Below are 15,516 nucleotides of genomic sequence, written 5' to 3'. Positions count from 1 at the left end.
TGTTGCCGACTGGGGCCCTGCCGTTCGCGCATCGCAAGGCTCTGCGGCTTGCCGTGTCCGGGGCAGCGTGAGTGGATGGAGGTACGGCAGATGATCCTCACGTTCTCGGAGCATGATCAGAGGTCGTTCGCATGGCCGCTACCAACCGGTCCTCGGCTCCCGGCCTGGAGCCATTGGGCTCGTCCCGCCTCTCCCGCGTGCTCCTGGCCGTGTGCCGGGTCACGGTCGGCCTGCTGTGGATCCAGAACCTTTCCTGGAAGCACCCGCCGGGCTTCGGGAACAAGTCCGACCCTCCGCAGGACCTGTACGCCTGGACCCTCAAAGGGGTCGACAACGAGGTTTTCGCCCCGTGGGCGTGGCTGGTCGAGCACGTGATCATTCCGAACTTCGCGGTGTTCGCCTGGGGCGCCTTCGCGATCGAGGCATGCCTGGGCGCGTTCCTCCTGGTGGGCCTGGCGACCCGCCTCTGGGCGCTGGTCGGGCTGGCCCAGACGACCGCCATCACGTTCTCCGTCCTGAACACTCCGAACGAGTGGTTCTGGTCGTACTTCCTCATGTATGCCGTGCACCTGGCGCTGCTGGCCACCGCTGCGGGCCGCGCCTACGGCGTGGACGGCGCCCTGCGCCCGGTGTGGCGCCAACGCGGTGGCCGGCTGTCGCGGGTGCTGCTCGCGGCATCGTGAACCAAGGAAGGGATTGCCATGCAGACTCCGCGATCCGCCATCGGCCGCACTGCCGCCGGCCTGGGCGTGGGCGCTGCGGCGAGCAGCGTCCTGGCCATCGCCGACGGCCCGCCGTGGGGGATCGTCTCGCTGGGCGGGACAGGGACGCTGGTGCTGCTGCTCCTGGCCGCCGGCGCCGTGACGGCGGGGCTCTTGGCGGTGCGGTCGCTGATCGTCCTGGCCGGGGCGGGTTTCCTGGCGGCCGCCGTCCTGCAGCTGGTGCAGATCGGCTGGACCGGTGCGAACCTGCTCGGGGGCGACGGTTCCACCGTCGCCCTGCTGCTCGGTTTCGCCGTGGGCCTGGTCGCCCTCGGCCTCACCACAGCACCCGACGACCGTGATGCCCCCACTTCCTCCACGGGAAGGCGCGATCCCGCATGAACGTCGACAGTCTGTTGCAGCCCGTCCTGGCCACCGCCACGGAACACGCGCCGGCCGTTGACACGGACGGCCGGTTCCCCGAAGAAGCGGTCGCAGCTCTGGGCGCGTCCGGCCTGCTGGGTCTGACACTGCCCGAGCGGGAGGGCGGGCTGGGAGCCGGCCCGGAAGAGTTCGCCCACGTCACGGCCGAGCTGGCGGGCGTCTGCGGATCGACGGCCATGGTCTACCTGATGCACATCAGTGGTGCCATGACGGTACTGGCCGCGGCACCGCCGGGGATGCCGGACCTGCCGGGCGACCTGGCCACGGGCAGGGCACTGGCCACGCTGGCGTTCAGCGAACCCGGCTCCCGCTCGCACTTCTGGGCGCCGATCTCCCAGGCCAAACGCAATGGCGGCCAGGAGGCGCAGTTCACCGCGGAGAAGAGCTGGGTGACCTCCGCCGGACACGCACAGATGTACATCACATCCGTGCTCTCCGCCGACGAGGCGGGCACCGTCGACCTGTACGCCATCGAAGCAGACGCCCCGGGCGTAGCCGTCACCGGCACGTTCCACGGTCTGGGCCTGCGCGGCAACGCCTCCGCTCCCATGCGATTCGACATGACGGTCCCCGACACCCTGCGCCTGGGAGCTTCCGGCAGCGGGCTCACCCTGATGACCGAGACGGTCATGCCCTGGTTCAACCTCGGCAACGCCGCCGTCTCCCTCGGCCTGGCACGCGCCGCCCTGAACGCAGCCGTGCGCCACACCAGCGGCGCCACCCTCCAGCACACCGGCCAGAGGCTCGCCGAGCTGCCCACCATCCGCGCCCGCCTGGCCCGCATGTCGCTCCAGCTGGAAGCCGCACACGCCTACCTGCGTGCCGCGGCGGCCAGCATCGCCGCACCCGACGAGCAGACCCCGCTGTACGTCCTCGGGGTCAAGGCACTGGCCAACGACACCGCCCTGACCGTCACCGACGACGCCATGCGGGTCTGCGGCGGCGCCGCCTTCTCCCAGCACCTGGCCATCGAACGGTTCTTCCGCGACGCCCGCGCCGGCCACGTCATGGCCCCCACCGCCGACGTCTTGTACGACTTCTACGGCAAGGCCATCACCGGCCAGCCGGTATTCGGCTGAACCGGACGCCCACACGCCGCACCCGGCAAGGAGGACCTCATGGAACCGCTGGTCGTCGGCGCGGTGGCCTACACCCCCAACGTGGTGCCCATCTGGGAAGGCATCCGCGACTACTACCGCACCGCCCCCGTCGAGATGGACTTCGTCCTCTTCTCCAACTACGGCCGCCAGGTCGACGCACTCCTGGCCGGGACCATCGACATCGCCTGGAACACCAACCTTGCCTGGGTCCGAACCGTCCTCCAGAGCGGCGAGCGGGCCCGGGCGCTGGCCATGCGCGACACCGACCTCACCTTCCGCAGCCACCTCGTCTGCCGCGCCGGGGCCGGCCTGCGCAGCCCCGCCGACCTCAGAGGCCGACGGCTCGCCCTCGGCAGCCGCGACTCCGCACAGGCCGCGATCCTGCCCCTGCACTACCTGCGCCGCGAAGGCATCACCAACGGCGACGTGGAACTCCTGCGCATCGACAGCGACCTGGGAAAACACGGCGACACCGGCCGCAGCGAACTGGACGCCATCCGGGCCGTCCTGGACGGCGACGCCGACGCCGCCGCGATCGGCATCACCACCTGGGAATCCATCGGCCGGAACGAACTCATGCCCGACGCCCTCGAAGCGTTCTGGACCAGCCCCGCCTACTGCCACTGCAACTTCACCGCACTCGACACCCTCGACACCACCCGCGCCGACGCCTGGACCACGCACCTGCTCGCCATGGACTGGAACAACCCCGAACACCGGCGGATCCTCGAACTGGAAGGCCTCACACGCTGGGTACGCCCCCAGCTCGACGGTTACGCCGACCTCTTCCAGGCCGTTGAGGAACAACAGATCGCGGCCCGGTGGTGACCATGGTGATCCTTGAGCTGCTCGAGAAAGTCTCCGCAACCGCCGACGGAGATACGATCACACTGCCCGTCGCCTCACCCGGCGACGCGGAACTGGCCGCCGCCTGGTGCGCCCGTACCGGCAACACACTCGTGGCCGCCGACGACACCAGCATCACCATCCGCCGCGGGCGCCCGCCCGACCCCATCGCAGCACTGCCCGAAGACCGCCGTCCCGGGGCACGCCTGTGGCTCTACACCAACTTCGACTGCAACCTCGCCTGCGACTACTGCTGCGCCCGATCCTCACCACAAACAGAGCGGCGAGCCCTGGGCGTGGACCGCGTCCAGCAGATCGCGAAAGCAGCCCCGGCCGCCGGAGTCCTGGAGATCCTGCTCACCGGCGGTGAACCGTTCATCCTGCCCGACCTCGACCAGATCGTCGCCGCATGCACCGCCGCGCTGCCCACCACCCTCCTCACCAACGGCATGCTCTTCCGCGGACACCGGCTCCAGATCCTCCAGGCGATGCCCCGCGAACGGCTCACCCTGCAGATCAGCCTCGACTCCGCCACCCCCGACCTGCACGACTCCCACCGCGGCAAAGGCACCTGGGCAAAAGCCGTCGCCGGCATCCGCACCGCCCTCGCAGAGGGCTTCACCGTGCGGGTGGCCGCCACCCTCACCACCGACGACCGACACGAGGAGAGGCAACTGCGATCCTTCCTGGATTCACTCGGCATCGCCCGCGACAACCAGGTGGTCCGCCCCCTCGCCCATGAGGGCGCCGCCGACGAGGGCCTGGAACTCACCGTCCAGACCCTGATCCCGGAAATAACCATCACCGCCGACGGCGTCTACTGGCACCCCGTGGGAGCCGACAACGAAGAACAGCTCGTCACCCGCCACATCTTCCCCCTCGACACCGCCATCGAGCTCGTGCAGGCGAGGTTCCGCACCTACCGGCTGAAAGCCGAGACGGCAGCCCGCACCTTCCCCTGCGCCTGAACCTGCCAGCTGGTCGGCGGCGCTACGGGGCGAACCCGGAGCGGTGTGCCCACCGCAACCGACACTGGTTCGGTCACCGATCCGCCCGATGAACCACCACTCCCCGCATCCCGCGGGCCGCGCCCTCCTCGGATCAACAGCGTGGTTCTTGACCTGTTAGTTCGACACCATGGCCAGCGCCGCTGACACGACGGTGAGCACGGACAGGGCCAGCATCCAGTTGCGAGCTCTTCCGGCCGGAAGGACCGACCGATCCGGGACGGCCCCCGCGCCCAGCTCGTCGAGCTTCCGCGGCTCCGGACACCTCCCGTGTTCGTGGCCGTGCACCGGCACATTCCGCCAGTGGTGGGCATCGAGTGGTGCCTGCGCGAACAGCATGCTTTGAGCGTCTATATCCGGACAACGGTGCGGACGGCATCGAGCCACTGGCAGGGGGTGATCCGAGATCGAACCGTTGCTCATGCCCGACGCCCGGGCGCGGAGTCGGGGCCGTGACGAGGCTCCTCGGCGTCGGTCCCGAGGCCGTCGCAGTGCTCCGCCGTGAGGGTGAAGAGGACGGTGTTGGTGTGCGGGCCCAGGGGCAGCCCCTTGAACGGCAGTGAGACGGGGACCGAGTACGGCAGGCCGTCGGAGCCGACGAGGCCGGTGCGCAAGACCTGCTTCTTCGTGAACGTGACGCTCTTCTCCTGGGCCGTCCCGATGTCCGTGATGTACGTGGCGCTGACGAACTTGGAGTTGAAGTCGTCGATCGGTTCCGGACGGGACGGCGTGTAGCCGTCGGGGTATACGGCCACCGCGGCGCTCGGCGCCGTGGACCAGCCCGACACGACCCTGACCCACTTCTCCTTCTCGTAGGCCTCGCGGCAGGTCGGCGGGCCGATGATCCGTACCTTCACGTCGTAGAGCGCGTTGACGTCGGTCCCGTCGGCCGCGATGCAGTGCGGAACACTGTGGTGCGGGTTCGGCAGAGGCGCAGCGGTGGCGGGCGCCGCAGCGCTCGCGCCGCCCAGAGCAGCCACCAGCAGCGACGGGACGACCGCGGCGAGGAATCGGGCTCGGTGCACGGGCGTGCCGCCTTTCGAAGTCGGCGTACGAGACGAAGCCCGCCCGACCACGGCCCGCTGCCGCCCCCGCGGCGACATCCCGCCGCAGCGGCCGGGCGGCGCAGCGGATAGACCCCTGAGGGGGAACGGCTCCTGTCCGAGGCCGACGGCTTCTTCCAGGCCGATGACAACGGCGCGGACAACGGCTCGCTGACGGCACCACCACCCCGTTCCGGCCCGGGCTCGGGCTCCCGGTCCGGCGGCGGCGGGAGAGGCACGTCGTCCGATACGGAAACGCACCCCACTTCCTGGAGACCGCTTAGCGGGACGGAAGACCGCCGGCGGGCAGAGCGGGCGGCCGGTGGCCGGCCCTCGCCGGGTGCGGGGCACGGCCCGGTAGCGGCGCCTGACGTAGCGTGCGGCGCAGCAGACGGGTCGGCGCCAGGCGGTTGCCCGGCCGGGTCTGGTCGAGGCGGTCGGTGAGGTCCAGGAGCCGCAGGGGCTGGCGCTGCCAGTTGTAGGCGAAGAATCCGATGCCGCGAGTGTGGAGGTGGGCGGCGAGGCCGAGGAGGCGGTGCAGGCCCGTGACGTCGATGAACGTCAGGCGGCGCATGTCACAGGCCACCACCGCGACCTGGTCGTCCAGGGCCAGCCACGCCCGCTCGAAGGCCGGCCCGGAGTCCAGGTCCAGCTCTCCTGCCGGGGTGAGGTGCAGGGTCGGCCCGTAGCGCCGGATCGTGATGTGGAAGTCGCCCTGCACTCTTCTCACCTCGCCACCATGAGCGGTCTGAATGCGCGGCCGGCCCCCGGCGTGCCGGGGTGATGGCCCGTTTCGATACTCGCCCCGGCCTGACCCCGGCCGCAAGCCCGGCCGGGCAGGCCACTGCGGGTGTACGGGCCGCCCCCGCCCTGCACGGGCGGGGTGATGCGGCCAGTGCGTGGCCCGCGGGTGACAGGGGGCGGCGCGGCCCTCTCTTCGCGGACCCGTCGACGGGGCAGGATCGACGGGTGACGGTTGAGTTGAGAACGCAAACCCTGGTGTGCTCGTACTGCGCGGCGGGCCCGGCCGACGGCCAGGCGCGTACGATCGCCGCGGCCGGGGGCCGACTGACGGTGACCTGGCATGTGCTGTCCTGCCCGCACTACGCGGCCGACCGGGTCCTTGCGGGAGAGGACTGACGTGGGGCCGCGTTCGGCTGAACCGCGCCGGGGCCGCGGCCGTTACCTGGTACGGTCGCGATCTGTTGGGGAGAATATGACGGCAGTGCCAGGCGCCCCGGGGGGTGCCGGGCCGGGCGAGGCTGCCGGACCGGCCGGTCAGGGTTGGGCCACGGCCGGTCCGGCAGGCATGGAACCCCGTGTCCGCGAGACGATCGAGCGCATCGTGCAGGCAGTCCGTGACGGTGACGACGCGGCCATCCGTACTCTGCTGGCCGCTCTGGCCGCCGTCGCGGACACTACGGCCCTTCTGTACCTGCGGGAGCGGCTGTACCCGCCGCGGTGAGGTGCACCGCTTCAAAAACGCCGGAACAGGTCGTCGGCGTTCCCCGCGCACCGCTGTCCCACGACAGCCGCGGACGGCGGGGCACTTCCCGGCCCTCGGCGAGCCACTGCCGCTCGACGCCGTCGTAGATCGGCGCATCGGATGCCTGCCGGAACTCCTCGGCCAGCCGGGCGAATCCGGCCGGCTCCGGCGGCGAAACGGCTTTCTGCTCCATGCCCCGGTCCAACGAACCCGGGCGGCCGATGTGGCGGCGCGTGACCGTTCCGTCATGCGCGCCCGCCGTGTGAAGACGGCCCTGCCGCCGGGCGGTGGCAGGACCGTCACACGGATTCCGGCCCGTGGGGTGGTGGGCCGGGGGCACGTGTCGCCGGTATCAACGCCTCAGGCCTTCCCCCGTCACGGCTCCTTCGGGCCGGATCAGGTGTGCAGGCGGCTGTTCGGCCCGTCCCGGTCGCCGGCGCTCTCGTCGTTGAACCAGTAGTCCCCGGCGGCCAGATACCGGAAGGAGTGGATGCTCTCGGACGGCAGCTCGACCGTGACGGCCCGCTTGCCGTCCTTGCGGGGCCTCAGGGTGTGGACGCCGGGCTGCCAGCCATTGAAGTCGCCCACCACGCTGACCGGGCCGGGCGGGGAGTCGGCGGGCAGGACGAAGGTGACCTCGGTGCGGTCCTTGCGCAGCGTGCGCTCCAACATGGCGGTCGGCTCCTGACGGCGTGGGCGGGCGGGGATCGCGCTCATCCTCGGCGCCGTAGGCCCGGCCCGCGTTCCGACGCCCCGCCCTGGCGCACGGCGTCACCCGTGCGCCACGATCCGTAGCCGAAATGGTGCGGATCGTGACTGTCCGTGTGAGCGTGAGAGGGAGGAATCACTGACCCCACGCATCAAGGAGTCGCCGTCATGGACGGTATGCAGGACAAGCGCCCAGAACCGGGCAAGGGCCGCGAGGAGCAGGAGCGCCTGCGCCACCCGGGCCCAGATCCCGTCCACCCCGGCGCCGGCCAGGCAGGGCGGGGCAAGAGCCCCGAGGAGCCGGGGCGGCGCCGCCAGGACGAGACGACGCGCGAGCGCGACGAGGACGAACTGCGCGACGACGAGCTCTGAGCCGTCCGCCCACGCACGCAGGACCCGGCCGGGGCCCGTAGTCACCATCACCCCGGCCGGGTCCTGTCATGCGCCCGGCCAGGGGACTGGCCGGCTTCGGCCAGGGCCTCCCGCACCCGCGACGGCGAGGAATGCGGACGGCGCGAGCGGTCCTTCAGGCCGTCCCGGCCGCCCTCGCGGAACCGCCGCAACCAGGTGTGCAGCGATTGCCGCGACGCCCCGTACCGGCGGGCGACCTCGGCGACAGGCGCACCGTCCAGGACTTCCACCACCGAACGGAACCGGTGCTCCACCGTCCAGTCCTCACGGGTGCTCGCGGTCGGCTGGCAGCCCCAGGAGCTGATGGCGCAGATCGCGGGGATGCCCGGGCCCGGCTCCTCCACGGGCGAGCGGTTCGCCCTGGCCGGTTTCCGGCGCCTGCTCGAAGACAGGACACGTCGCGAGAATCCCTCCCAGGACGCGGCGCTCACACGCGGCTAGCAGGCCCGCCGGCCACCGTCGCGGATCCCGCGGCGCAGAGGGTCGGTCCCGATCGCTCGGCCTTGTCCCGTCGACTGTCAAGGTGTGCCTGCGGCGGCATCGACACCAGACGGAGTCGCGCCGCATACTGGCTGTGAGGCCATCGGCGGCAGCCGCCGACAGCCTGGGAGGTGGCGCCGTGGACTGGTGGGTCTGGATCGTCGTCGCTCTCGCGCTGCTGGCCGTGCTGGCAGGCTCGTTTCTCGCGGTCCAGGCGAGACGCCGCGGCGGCGGGGTCATCGTGGCGGGCAAACGCCCGCGCGGCGGTAAGGGCGCGGGCTCATGAGCGGCTACGTACGGGCGAGTGAGATCGCCAAACTCCCCGTCGTAACCCTCGGCGGGGATGACGTCGCGCAGGTCAGGGACATCGTCTTCGACGCCGCGGGCGGCAGTGTCCGCTGCTTCACGCTGAGTGGGCGGGGGCTGCTCGCCGGCCCCCTCAAGCGCGACCTGCTGTGGAGCCGTGTCCATGCGCTCGGCCCGGACGCCGTCATGATTCGTGACGAGAACGCGCTCGCCGAGGACGACCAGGCGGCCAAGGACGCCAAGTCCTCCGGAGGAGATGTCCTCGGCGCCCGGATCATGACCGAGGGCGGCACCGACCTCGGCCGGATCGTCGACGTGATCATCGCGATGGGACGCAAGCCCGTCGTGGCCGGATACGAAGTCGAATCCTCTGCGCAAGGGCATCACCGGGTCCTGCTGCCGGTCATCAGGCCCGTCGCGGTCTCCGGCGAGATGGTCGTCGTCCCGGACACCGTCGCAGAATTCACCGCCGGAGACCTGTCCGGCTTCCCCGAAGCCTCACACGGCCTGAAGGCCCGACTCGAGCAGGAGAGCTGATGCTGTCCAGCCAGGCCACCGGCCGCCCCGTCATCTCGCTGGTCTCCGCCGAGACCCTCGCCACCGTGACCGGATACGCCATCGCCCCCGCTCCCGCCCGCATCGCGGCACTGACACTCAAGTCCCACGGCTCCGGAAACCTGGTGACCTGGAACCACATCTATGCCTTCGGCCCCGACGCGGTCACCGTCCGCTCCCCGGACAAACTCCAGGACAGCAAGGAAGCCCCCCAGCTCCTGGCCGGCCACCTCCACGACCCCATCGGCAAACGGATCCTGACCGAGGCCGGACAGGATCTCGGCATACTCCAGGACATCGACTTCGACGAGACCACCGGCCACATCCACCGCCTCATCACCGCCGAACAGGAAATCCCCGGCGCCCACCTCCTCGGCTCCGGCGGCTACGCCGTCGTCGTCGCCGCACCCTAGGTCATCGAGGCAGCTCGGCATCGGCGAGTCACGGGGCGACCCGCACGGACAGCTGCCACGGCGCGCGATGCGGTGAGCCCTTCGGCAGGTCCTCGGCCTTCGCCTACGGTGCGGTGGCGAGGGAGTCCAACTGCGTCGTCACACAATGGTGCTGGATTCCCTCGCCCATGCGTGCAGCCGATGCCGCGCAGTCGATCAGTCAGGCGTGCAGGGTTCCGTCGAGGACGGTGACCGCGTGCCCGGTGAGATGGACGCGGTCACCGTACACGGCGGTCCTGACCAGCCCGGTGCGCGCGGATACCTGTAGGCCGGTGAGCCCGTCGCGGCCGATCCGCGTCGACCAGTAGGGGGCCAGTGCAGTGTGGGCGCTGCCGGTCACCGGATCCTCGGAGATGCCCTCGGCGGGTGAGAAGAAGCGGGAGACGAAGTCGTAAGCCAGGCCGGCACCGGGCGCCGGGGCTGTGATGATGACGCCGCGCAGATCCTCGCGGCGGGTCACGTCGGCCATCGCGTCGAGGTCGGGGGTCACGGCGCGGACGGTGGCCTCGTCGGGCAGGACGGTCAGCAGATCGCGGAGGGCACCGGTGCGGAAGGTGGCCTCCGGCTTTACTCCCAGGGCCTCCGGCAGGCCTTCCGGTACCGGTACTTCGGTGCCGGGTGCGGCCGGGAAGTCGAGGGTGATGCTGCCGTCCTCCTGTGCGTGCGCGGTGAGGATGCCGCTGAACCGGCTGCGGAAGCGCAGCGCGCCGACAGCCCCTCGCTCCCGCCGCAGTGTGTGCGCCGTGGCCAATGTGGCATGGCCGCACAGGTTGGTCTCGACGAGCGGGGTGAACCAGCGGATCTCCCAGTCGGCGCCGTCACCGACGGGGAGCTGCCGCGCGAAGGCGGTCTCCGAGTGGTTCAGTTCGGCAGCAACCCGCTGCATCCAGGCATCTTCGGGCCAGGCCTCGGCGTCGAGCAGGCATACGCCCGCAGGGTTCCCGGCGAAGGGACGGTCAGTGAAGGCGTCTACGACGTGGATACGCATTCCGCGAATGTATCGACGCCAATCACAGCTACACGAAGTCCAATTCGAGAGAAGTGGACTGCCTATCCGTCCGGAGCCCCACCCGCACCTCAATCTGTGCCGCGAAGGCCGGCGACAGGTGGGGCATTGGAGACGAACTGACCTCCGCGCCCGCCTGCGATCACTGGCCCCTTTATGTCGATGGTCGAGAGGTCACACCCGGGGATCCGCCTCGCCCGCGCGTCCTCCGCCCGGCGGCGAGTCCCTCAGGGAGAGCACTCCGGATCCTGCGCGGTGGCGGTCTCGACGCTGTCCGCCCGCCGGCTGGGCGCCGGAGCGGGAATCTCCACGCGTCCCGCCGGGATAGGTGTCCGCGCGGGAGAGCGCGAGGCCACGTCCGGGGTGGGGTGGTTGACGATGTCGAACCAGCGCTCGTACCAGGCCAGTCTGTCGCGCCGGATCATGACGACCACGGCCGCGAGCAGGGCCGCATACGGCAGTACGGCACCGGCTGGCTCGGGGAGGGTGAGGGTCTTGGTGTGGTGGGCGATGGCCAGCCAGGCGAGGGCGAGGGGTGAGTAGCGGGTCCAGGCGCGTGCGGTGATCCGCCAGAATCCCGGTCTGCTGCCGTCGGGCCGGGCCAGGCGCAGGAGTACGGCGCGCTTGCCGGGGGTGGTGGCGAAGAGGACCGGCAGGAGCCAGAACCACACGAATCCGAGGGCGGCGCCTGCGGGGAGGGCGTAGCGGCGGCCGGTGGGCCAGTCGGTGGCGACGGCCAGGAGGCCGGTGGTCAGGGTCCAGATGACGAGCCAGCCGGCGAGGTCGGTGAGGAAGGCCAGGGCGCGGCGGGTGAGGGTGACGCGGTGCGCGTAGCGGGTGAGTTCACGTTCGGGGTCGTTGGCGGGCAGCAGACGGGCCAGGGGGCCGGCGATCAGCCAGCCGGCGACGGCGCCGGCGGTGTTGAGACTCAGGTCGTCGACGTTGAACTGCCGGTAGGGGCAGGCGTAGACGAACCACAGCCCGGTGTACTGGGTCGTCTCGAAGAACAGTGAGGTCGCGAACGCCACGACCGTCGCGGGGAGCAGCCGCTGCCGGAAGTAGTAGCGCAGATAGACGCCGAGCGGGAGCAGGAGTACGGCGTTGAGGAGGGTGGTCCAGGTGGAACCGAGCCCGGCCAGGGTGCTCACGGACCAGTCGCCGCCTGAGGCGGAGGCGATGCGGGCGTGGAAGGCGAACGGCTGAAGCTGCGGACTTTCCGCGTACCGGACCTCGGCGCAGTGCGCGTCGGTATCCGCGGGGAGCGGCATCACGGTCTGCAGCACTGCGGCCAGCAGGTAGAACACGAAGCTGTAGAAGACCAGGACCGGCCAGCCGCCGGCCCTTCCGCGGCGGCGGTAGCCGTGGATCGCCGCGGGAATCAGAATCAGAGCGGCGAGGAGCGGGAAGAGCGTGAGTGCGGCCTCGACGGGCAGCAGGTAGGTCCGGAACACGGCAAGCGCCTTCCACGGCGCCGTGCGCCGCGATAACAGGAAGCAGAGGGCGGGACGGGGGCTTGAGTGGATCCGGCGGGCGGGCCGCAGGTTGAGGTAGCGTCCCGCGACTGATCAGGCTAGGCGACCCAAGGGGCACAGCGCGCGACATCCTGAACGCCTGCGGGTAGTCGGCCCTGTTGACGAGGACCTGGAAGCAGGCAGCGGGCCGGCGGCTCCGCATTCCTCGCCGGGGTTCCCCATGCCTCGCTCAGTGGACGGTGAGGATACGGCAGATGTCGCCCTCGGTGCAGGCAGCGGGGTCGGTTGCGGAAGCGGTGCGGGTCAGCTCGCGCAGCATGTCGCGGGTCGCCTCCAGTTCGGCGATCCGGTGCTCGACGTCGGCGAGGTGTTGGCGGAGGAGGTCGTTGACGTGGCCGCAGGGCGGCTGGCCGCCGTCGCGGATCGCCAGGACGTCGCGGATCTCGGCGAGGCTCAGGCCGGCCGCCTGCGCGGAGCGGATGAAGCCGACCCGGGTCTTGCTGTGGGCCGGGTAGTCGCGGTATCCGCCCGAGGTGCGGGGCGGGTCCGCCAGCAGTCCGGCCTGCTCGTAGAAGCGCAGGGTCTTGGTGGTCGTGCCGGTGGCGGCGGCAAGGGCTCCGATGCGCATACCTCCACCGTAGCCCTTGACCTTCCATTGGGGTGGAAGGTCAAGCGTGGGACTCGTGACCTGGAGGTGACCGTGATGCGCGTGGAGATGCTGACGGTCCCGGACTGCCCCAACGGCCCGGTACTCAAAGAGCGGCTGGCCCTCGTCCTCGCCGGTCGCACCGGCTTGGAGCTGACCGATCACGTGGTCGGCGATCAGGCGGAGGCCGAACGCCGGGGCATGCACGGCTCCCCGACGCTGCTGGTCGACGGGCGCGATCCGTTCGCCGGCCCGGACACAGCGGCCAGCATGTCCTGCCGCCTCTACCGCGGCGCGGACGGCCCGGCCGACGGAGCACCCGGCATCGAGGACCTGCGGCATGTATTCGGCACGACCGGTGCTGACCGGGCCGCCGGGCGGGCGGGGCGGGGCCGCCTCGCCCCGGTCGAGGGTGGCCTGCGGGCAGTGCAGCAAGCCGTCCTGCGGTCCTTCGCCGCCACCGGTGCCCCGCCAGGGTCGCCAGACCTGGAGGCGGCGGCCGAGCCCTTCTCCGTACCGGCCGGCGGGGTATTCGCCGAACTGGCTGCCGAGGACTTCCTCACCCTGGACGGCAGCGGCCGGATCCAGGCCGCGTACCCGTTCTCCGCCACCGCCACCGAGCACGCCGTGCAGATCACCGGAGGGCCGGCGGTGTGGTCGATGTGCGCGATCGACGCGCTCGGCATCCCCGTCATGCTGGGCGCCGACGCCGTCATCACCTCCACCGACCCGGTCACCGGCGACCCCGTCCGCGTGGAGTTCACCGGCGGGAAGACGACCTGGCAGCCGGCCACCGCCGTGGTCTCCTGCGGCGCCCGCCCGGGCAGCCCGCCGACTTCCCGTCGGCGGGCCGCTTGCCTTCATTCGCCTGTCAGGCCTTGTCGAGTGCCGCGGCACCGAAGGAAACGTTGAAGCGGTCGCACCAGATGCTCACGCTCGTGTACTGGGAGAGGTCCACACCGGTGGGAAGGACGTAGTTCTGATCGCCCTTGTTGCCCTTGAGCTTGCCCAGGCTGACGTACTTGCCGTCGTCGAAGACCTCCCAGCCCGCCTTGCCCTCCTTCACCGGGGCGTCGGTCAGCCACACGTGCAGGTCCGGGCCGTTGCTGGTGTCGAGATTCTCCAGCCGCAGCGTGTGCGAACGATCCGCCAGGCGGACAATCTTCACCGTGCCCGTCGTGGTGTGCTCATGACTGATCAGCTGCCCCGTTGCGACGGCCTGCGGGACCGCAGGCGCTGCCGGCGTTGCCGAGCTCGCACCGGGCGGGGTCGACACGGCCGGGGCGGTGGCGGTCACGGAGGGCAGGGCCTCTTGCACCGTCTCGTCCTGCCACAGCTTCCAGGGCTGAAACAGATACATGCCCACGCCGATCACGGCGACCGCGATCACCGCGATAGCGTGAACGACCGGCCTGCTTGCTATTCGTCCGCGCGCCATAAAATTGCCCCCCACTCGATCCGATTCCCGCCTGAGACTAGACGGCTTCCACCACCGGCGTGAGCCCTGATCCAGATCCCGGACAGGCCCCGGAAATTGCGGCGGATGCAACAACACAGGGCACAGGTAGAGCGCCGAGCGGACCAAGGCGAACGACTGAGACGCGCGGTGATCGACGGCACTCGGGCCGCGCAGAATGCTGGATTGGCTCCCGAACGCTCGTGATTCAGCAGCGAACCCACACGTCTGAGTCGATAATTTGGCGAGATGCCCTTCGGGTTCCCGTAGCTTCCCCTTCGAGATTCGGCGAACCCGTCGGCTTCGGCGGCCGGGTGGGCGCAAGGGTCGGTGAGGGTGGTCAGGAGCCGGTAGTGGCCGGTGCGGGTGCCCGCGGAGGTGCGGATGCTGATCTGGGCGTCGATGACGCGAACGGTCAGCGCACCGAGCCGGGCCAGTACCGAGCCGTCGTGGCAGCGGGCCACCGCGGGCAGGTTCCGGCCGGACTTGCAGCGCACCAGCAGATCGGCGCCGGTGGCGGCCAGATGGTTCAGCAGTGCGGCGGAGGCGAAGTTCCGGTCGCCCAGCAGCAGCATCCCGGCCCGCAGGTCCACCGCGAGGCGGCGGGCGTATTCCAGCTCACCGGTCGTGGCGGGCCCGAACACGGCCCCGATGACCGACCGGGTTCCGCAGGCCACCAGCGCGGCCAGACGCAGTTGCGGATAGCCCGAGGTCCCTTTGCCGAGCCGATGGCGGGTGAACACCGCGAGGTTGGCCGGGCAGTCCGGGACCGGCAGCAGGGTGCCGTCGACCGCGACGACTCTCAGTCCCCGCCATCGCCCGGCGGCAGCGGTCGTGGCCGCGGGACCGCTCACCAGGTTGAACAGCGCTTTCATCGGTGCCGGACCCAGCCGCTGACGGGACTGGCGAAGAGCGCTGCCGCTGGGCCGGACCGGCGCCAGGCCCGCCAGCCCGGCGCGTAACCGGTCGAAGACCTGCTGGTAGCCCAGCCCGGTGAAGAGTGCCGCGGCCAGCAGCAGGTACACCGTGACCCGTGCCGGCACCAGCCGGACCCTGCGCTGCACCGCACCGGTCTCCGCCAGCACCTCGTCAACCATCTCGAACGGAACGATCCGGGTCAGTTCACCGATATGGCCCGGCGCGAACACCCCGCCCGCTACCCCGACCGTCCTTGCTATGGCAGCCTGTTCCAACAGCGGAGCCCCTGTGGTGAGGATGTCTTGGAGGACAGACCTCTTCTACAGCAGCTCCGCTGCCTTGTTCACCGGTCTTGACGAACAGCCCTCACGCCTAACTGAACGGCGTGACTCTGTTGGTGATCTTGTGTGGGGTGCTGACAGGTCGTCCGTTCGGCGGTTCGCTGGAGTGGAGCGGGGTGGTTTCGGGGAGAGGGGCGG

At 70.7% G+C, this 15,516-nt stretch carries 21 protein-coding genes; 10 read left to right on the top strand and 11 right to left on the bottom strand.

Features of this window, described 5'->3' with window-relative positions; genetic code table 11:
- The first annotated feature begins 131 nt into the window (after nucleotides 1–131).
- The 5 genes from ACZ6S8_RS34165 to ACZ6S8_RS34145 are packed head-to-tail and all read left to right on the top strand — an operon-like array spanning nucleotide 132 to nucleotide 4,059.
- Nucleotides 132–683, top strand: coding sequence for a DoxX family protein (locus ACZ6S8_RS34165; RefSeq protein ID WP_469461598.1), 552 nt, complete (start codon nucleotides 132–134; stop codon nucleotides 681–683).
- An 18-nt stretch (nucleotides 684–701) separates the two neighbouring features.
- Nucleotides 702–1,103: an Rv1678 family membrane protein gene (locus ACZ6S8_RS34160; protein ID WP_469461596.1), complete on the top strand. Its 402-nt coding sequence runs from the start codon at nucleotides 702–704 to the stop codon at nucleotides 1,101–1,103.
- Nucleotides 1,100–2,224 carry an Rv1679 family acyl-CoA dehydrogenase gene (fadE16, locus tag ACZ6S8_RS34155; protein ID WP_267824906.1) on the top strand — a complete coding sequence of 375 codons (1,125 nt, stop codon included), beginning with the start codon at nucleotides 1,100–1,102 and terminating at the stop codon, nucleotides 2,222–2,224. The genes ACZ6S8_RS34160 and fadE16 overlap by 4 nt, the downstream gene beginning before the upstream one ends.
- Nucleotides 2,225–2,263: 39 nt before the next feature.
- Nucleotides 2,264–3,073 carry an Rv1680 family SBP-like protein gene (locus ACZ6S8_RS34150; RefSeq protein WP_469461594.1) on the top strand — a complete coding sequence of 270 codons (810 nt, stop codon included), beginning with the start codon at nucleotides 2,264–2,266 and terminating at the stop codon, nucleotides 3,071–3,073.
- Nucleotides 3,074–3,075: 2 nt separating this feature from the next.
- Complete coding sequence (locus ACZ6S8_RS34145; protein ID WP_469461592.1) at nucleotides 3,076–4,059, top strand: Rv1681 family radical SAM protein; 984 nt, start codon at nucleotides 3,076–3,078, stop codon at nucleotides 4,057–4,059.
- A gap of 156 nt (nucleotides 4,060–4,215) precedes the next feature.
- Here ACZ6S8_RS34145 and ACZ6S8_RS34140 read toward each other — a convergent pair whose 3' ends face one another.
- The 5 genes from ACZ6S8_RS34140 to ACZ6S8_RS34120 all read right to left on the bottom strand — a co-directional run bounded on the left by ACZ6S8_RS34140 (nucleotide 4,216) and on the right by ACZ6S8_RS34120 (nucleotide 7,299).
- On the bottom strand, nucleotides 4,216–4,437 hold the full coding sequence (locus ACZ6S8_RS34140) for a hypothetical protein (RefSeq protein ID WP_469461591.1): 222 nt from the start codon (nucleotides 4,435–4,437) through the stop codon (nucleotides 4,216–4,218).
- Nucleotides 4,438–4,517: 80 nt separating this feature from the next.
- On the bottom strand, nucleotides 4,518–5,123 hold the full coding sequence (locus ACZ6S8_RS34135) for a hypothetical protein (protein ID WP_469461590.1): 606 nt from the start codon (nucleotides 5,121–5,123) through the stop codon (nucleotides 4,518–4,520).
- A gap of 298 nt (nucleotides 5,124–5,421) precedes the next feature.
- Entirely contained in the window at nucleotides 5,422–5,871 is a 450-nt protein-coding gene (locus ACZ6S8_RS34130) for an STAS domain-containing protein (protein WP_469461588.1), read from the bottom strand.
- A gap of 688 nt (nucleotides 5,872–6,559) precedes the next feature.
- Nucleotides 6,560–6,820 carry a hypothetical protein gene (locus ACZ6S8_RS34125; protein ID WP_469461586.1) on the bottom strand — a complete coding sequence of 87 codons (261 nt, stop codon included), beginning with the start codon at nucleotides 6,818–6,820 and terminating at the stop codon, nucleotides 6,560–6,562.
- 203 nt (nucleotides 6,821–7,023) lie between these two features.
- The gene (locus ACZ6S8_RS34120; RefSeq protein ID WP_469461584.1) at nucleotides 7,024–7,299 is read right to left on the bottom strand and encodes an isoamylase early set domain-containing protein; all 276 of its coding nucleotides are present in this window, start codon (nucleotides 7,297–7,299) and stop codon (nucleotides 7,024–7,026) included.
- 204 nt (nucleotides 7,300–7,503) lie between these two features.
- On the opposite strand from ACZ6S8_RS34120, the gene ACZ6S8_RS34115 reads away from it, so the two are divergent.
- A complete protein-coding gene (locus ACZ6S8_RS34115; protein WP_469461582.1) occupies nucleotides 7,504–7,707 on the top strand; it encodes a hypothetical protein in 204 nt (67 codons plus the stop codon).
- Between the two features lie 47 nt (nucleotides 7,708–7,754).
- Here the strand turns inward: ACZ6S8_RS34115 and ACZ6S8_RS34110 are convergent, their stop codons facing one another.
- Entirely contained in the window at nucleotides 7,755–8,090 is a 336-nt protein-coding gene (locus ACZ6S8_RS34110; RefSeq protein ID WP_469461581.1) for a helix-turn-helix domain-containing protein, read from the bottom strand.
- Nucleotides 8,091–8,365: 275 nt separating this feature from the next.
- On the opposite strand from ACZ6S8_RS34110, the gene ACZ6S8_RS34105 reads away from it, so the two are divergent.
- Genes ACZ6S8_RS34105 through ACZ6S8_RS34095 form a run of 3 tightly spaced genes read left to right on the top strand, consistent with a single transcriptional unit; the run spans nucleotide 8,366 to nucleotide 9,500 of the window.
- A complete protein-coding gene (locus tag ACZ6S8_RS34105; RefSeq protein WP_469461579.1) occupies nucleotides 8,366–8,512 on the top strand; it encodes a hypothetical protein in 147 nt (48 codons plus the stop codon).
- Nucleotides 8,509–9,069, top strand: a complete 561-nt coding sequence (locus ACZ6S8_RS34100; RefSeq protein ID WP_469461577.1) for a PRC-barrel domain-containing protein — start codon at nucleotides 8,509–8,511, stop codon at nucleotides 9,067–9,069. Before ACZ6S8_RS34105 ends, ACZ6S8_RS34100 begins: the two co-directional genes overlap by 4 nt.
- Entirely contained in the window at nucleotides 9,069–9,500 is a 432-nt protein-coding gene (locus ACZ6S8_RS34095; RefSeq protein WP_469461575.1) for a PRC-barrel domain-containing protein, read from the top strand. Before ACZ6S8_RS34100 ends, ACZ6S8_RS34095 begins: the two co-directional genes overlap by 1 nt.
- Nucleotides 9,501–9,699: 199 nt before the next feature.
- On the opposite strand, the gene ACZ6S8_RS34090 is transcribed toward ACZ6S8_RS34095, so the two are convergent.
- The 3 genes from ACZ6S8_RS34090 to ACZ6S8_RS34080 all read right to left on the bottom strand — a co-directional run bounded on the left by ACZ6S8_RS34090 (nucleotide 9,700) and on the right by ACZ6S8_RS34080 (nucleotide 12,645).
- Nucleotides 9,700–10,527, bottom strand: coding sequence for a PhzF family phenazine biosynthesis protein (locus ACZ6S8_RS34090; protein WP_469461574.1), 828 nt, complete (start codon nucleotides 10,525–10,527; stop codon nucleotides 9,700–9,702).
- A 245-nt stretch (nucleotides 10,528–10,772) separates the two neighbouring features.
- On the bottom strand, nucleotides 10,773–11,996 hold the full coding sequence (locus tag ACZ6S8_RS34085) for a VanZ family protein (protein ID WP_469461572.1): 1,224 nt from the start codon (nucleotides 11,994–11,996) through the stop codon (nucleotides 10,773–10,775).
- Nucleotides 11,997–12,246: 250 nt separating this feature from the next.
- On the bottom strand, nucleotides 12,247–12,645 hold the full coding sequence (locus ACZ6S8_RS34080) for a MerR family DNA-binding protein (protein WP_469461570.1): 399 nt from the start codon (nucleotides 12,643–12,645) through the stop codon (nucleotides 12,247–12,249).
- Nucleotides 12,646–12,720: 75 nt separating this feature from the next.
- Here ACZ6S8_RS34080 and merB point away from each other — a divergent pair, with 75 nt between their 5' ends.
- Nucleotides 12,721–13,575, top strand: a complete 855-nt coding sequence (gene merB, locus ACZ6S8_RS34075) for an organomercurial lyase (RefSeq protein ID WP_469461568.1) — start codon at nucleotides 12,721–12,723, stop codon at nucleotides 13,573–13,575.
- On the opposite strand, the gene ACZ6S8_RS34070 is transcribed toward merB, so the two are convergent.
- Together ACZ6S8_RS34070 and ACZ6S8_RS34065 are read right to left on the bottom strand one after the other, a co-directional pair.
- On the bottom strand, nucleotides 13,535–14,101 hold the full coding sequence (locus ACZ6S8_RS34070) for a DM13 domain-containing protein (protein WP_469461566.1): 567 nt from the start codon (nucleotides 14,099–14,101) through the stop codon (nucleotides 13,535–13,537). The genes merB and ACZ6S8_RS34070 overlap by 41 nt on opposite strands.
- Nucleotides 14,083–15,312 (bottom strand): IS4 family transposase, encoded by a 1,230-nt coding sequence (locus tag ACZ6S8_RS34065; protein WP_469461565.1) that lies wholly within the window; start codon nucleotides 15,310–15,312, stop codon nucleotides 14,083–14,085. The genes ACZ6S8_RS34070 and ACZ6S8_RS34065 overlap by 19 nt, the downstream gene beginning before the upstream one ends.
- Nucleotides 15,313–15,516: the final 204 nt, after the last annotated feature.

The organism is Streptomyces sp. NPDC048461, assembly GCF_055587105.1.
This window is presented reverse-complemented; position numbering and strand designations above follow the sequence as displayed.

Coding starts and splice junctions, on each gene's coding strand:
- ACZ6S8_RS34100 (WP_469461577.1), top strand. CDS start 8,509: ATGAGCGGCTACGTACGGGCGAGTGAGATCGCCAAACTCCCCGTCGTA.
- ACZ6S8_RS34120 (WP_469461584.1), bottom strand. CDS start 7,299: ATGTTGGAGCGCACGCTGCGCAAGGACCGCACCGAGGTCACCTTCGTC.
- ACZ6S8_RS34080 (WP_469461570.1), bottom strand. CDS start 12,645: ATGCGCATCGGAGCCCTTGCCGCCGCCACCGGCACGACCACCAAGACC.
- ACZ6S8_RS34095 (WP_469461575.1), top strand. CDS start 9,069: ATGCTGTCCAGCCAGGCCACCGGCCGCCCCGTCATCTCGCTGGTCTCC.
- ACZ6S8_RS34070 (WP_469461566.1), bottom strand. CDS start 14,101: ATGGCGCGCGGACGAATAGCAAGCAGGCCGGTCGTTCACGCTATCGCG.
- ACZ6S8_RS34125 (WP_469461586.1), bottom strand. CDS start 6,820: ATGGAGCAGAAAGCCGTTTCGCCGCCGGAGCCGGCCGGATTCGCCCGG.
- ACZ6S8_RS34115 (WP_469461582.1), top strand. CDS start 7,504: ATGGACGGTATGCAGGACAAGCGCCCAGAACCGGGCAAGGGCCGCGAG.
- ACZ6S8_RS34140 (WP_469461591.1), bottom strand. CDS start 4,437: ATGCTGTTCGCGCAGGCACCACTCGATGCCCACCACTGGCGGAATGTG.
- merB (WP_469461568.1), top strand. CDS start 12,721: ATGCGCGTGGAGATGCTGACGGTCCCGGACTGCCCCAACGGCCCGGTA.
- ACZ6S8_RS34145 (WP_469461592.1), top strand. CDS start 3,076: ATGGTGATCCTTGAGCTGCTCGAGAAAGTCTCCGCAACCGCCGACGGA.
- ACZ6S8_RS34150 (WP_469461594.1), top strand. CDS start 2,264: ATGGAACCGCTGGTCGTCGGCGCGGTGGCCTACACCCCCAACGTGGTG.
- fadE16 (WP_267824906.1), top strand. CDS start 1,100: ATGAACGTCGACAGTCTGTTGCAGCCCGTCCTGGCCACCGCCACGGAA.
- ACZ6S8_RS34160 (WP_469461596.1), top strand. CDS start 702: ATGCAGACTCCGCGATCCGCCATCGGCCGCACTGCCGCCGGCCTGGGC.
- ACZ6S8_RS34165 (WP_469461598.1), top strand. CDS start 132: ATGGCCGCTACCAACCGGTCCTCGGCTCCCGGCCTGGAGCCATTGGGC.
- ACZ6S8_RS34090 (WP_469461574.1), bottom strand. CDS start 10,527: ATGCGTATCCACGTCGTAGACGCCTTCACTGACCGTCCCTTCGCCGGG.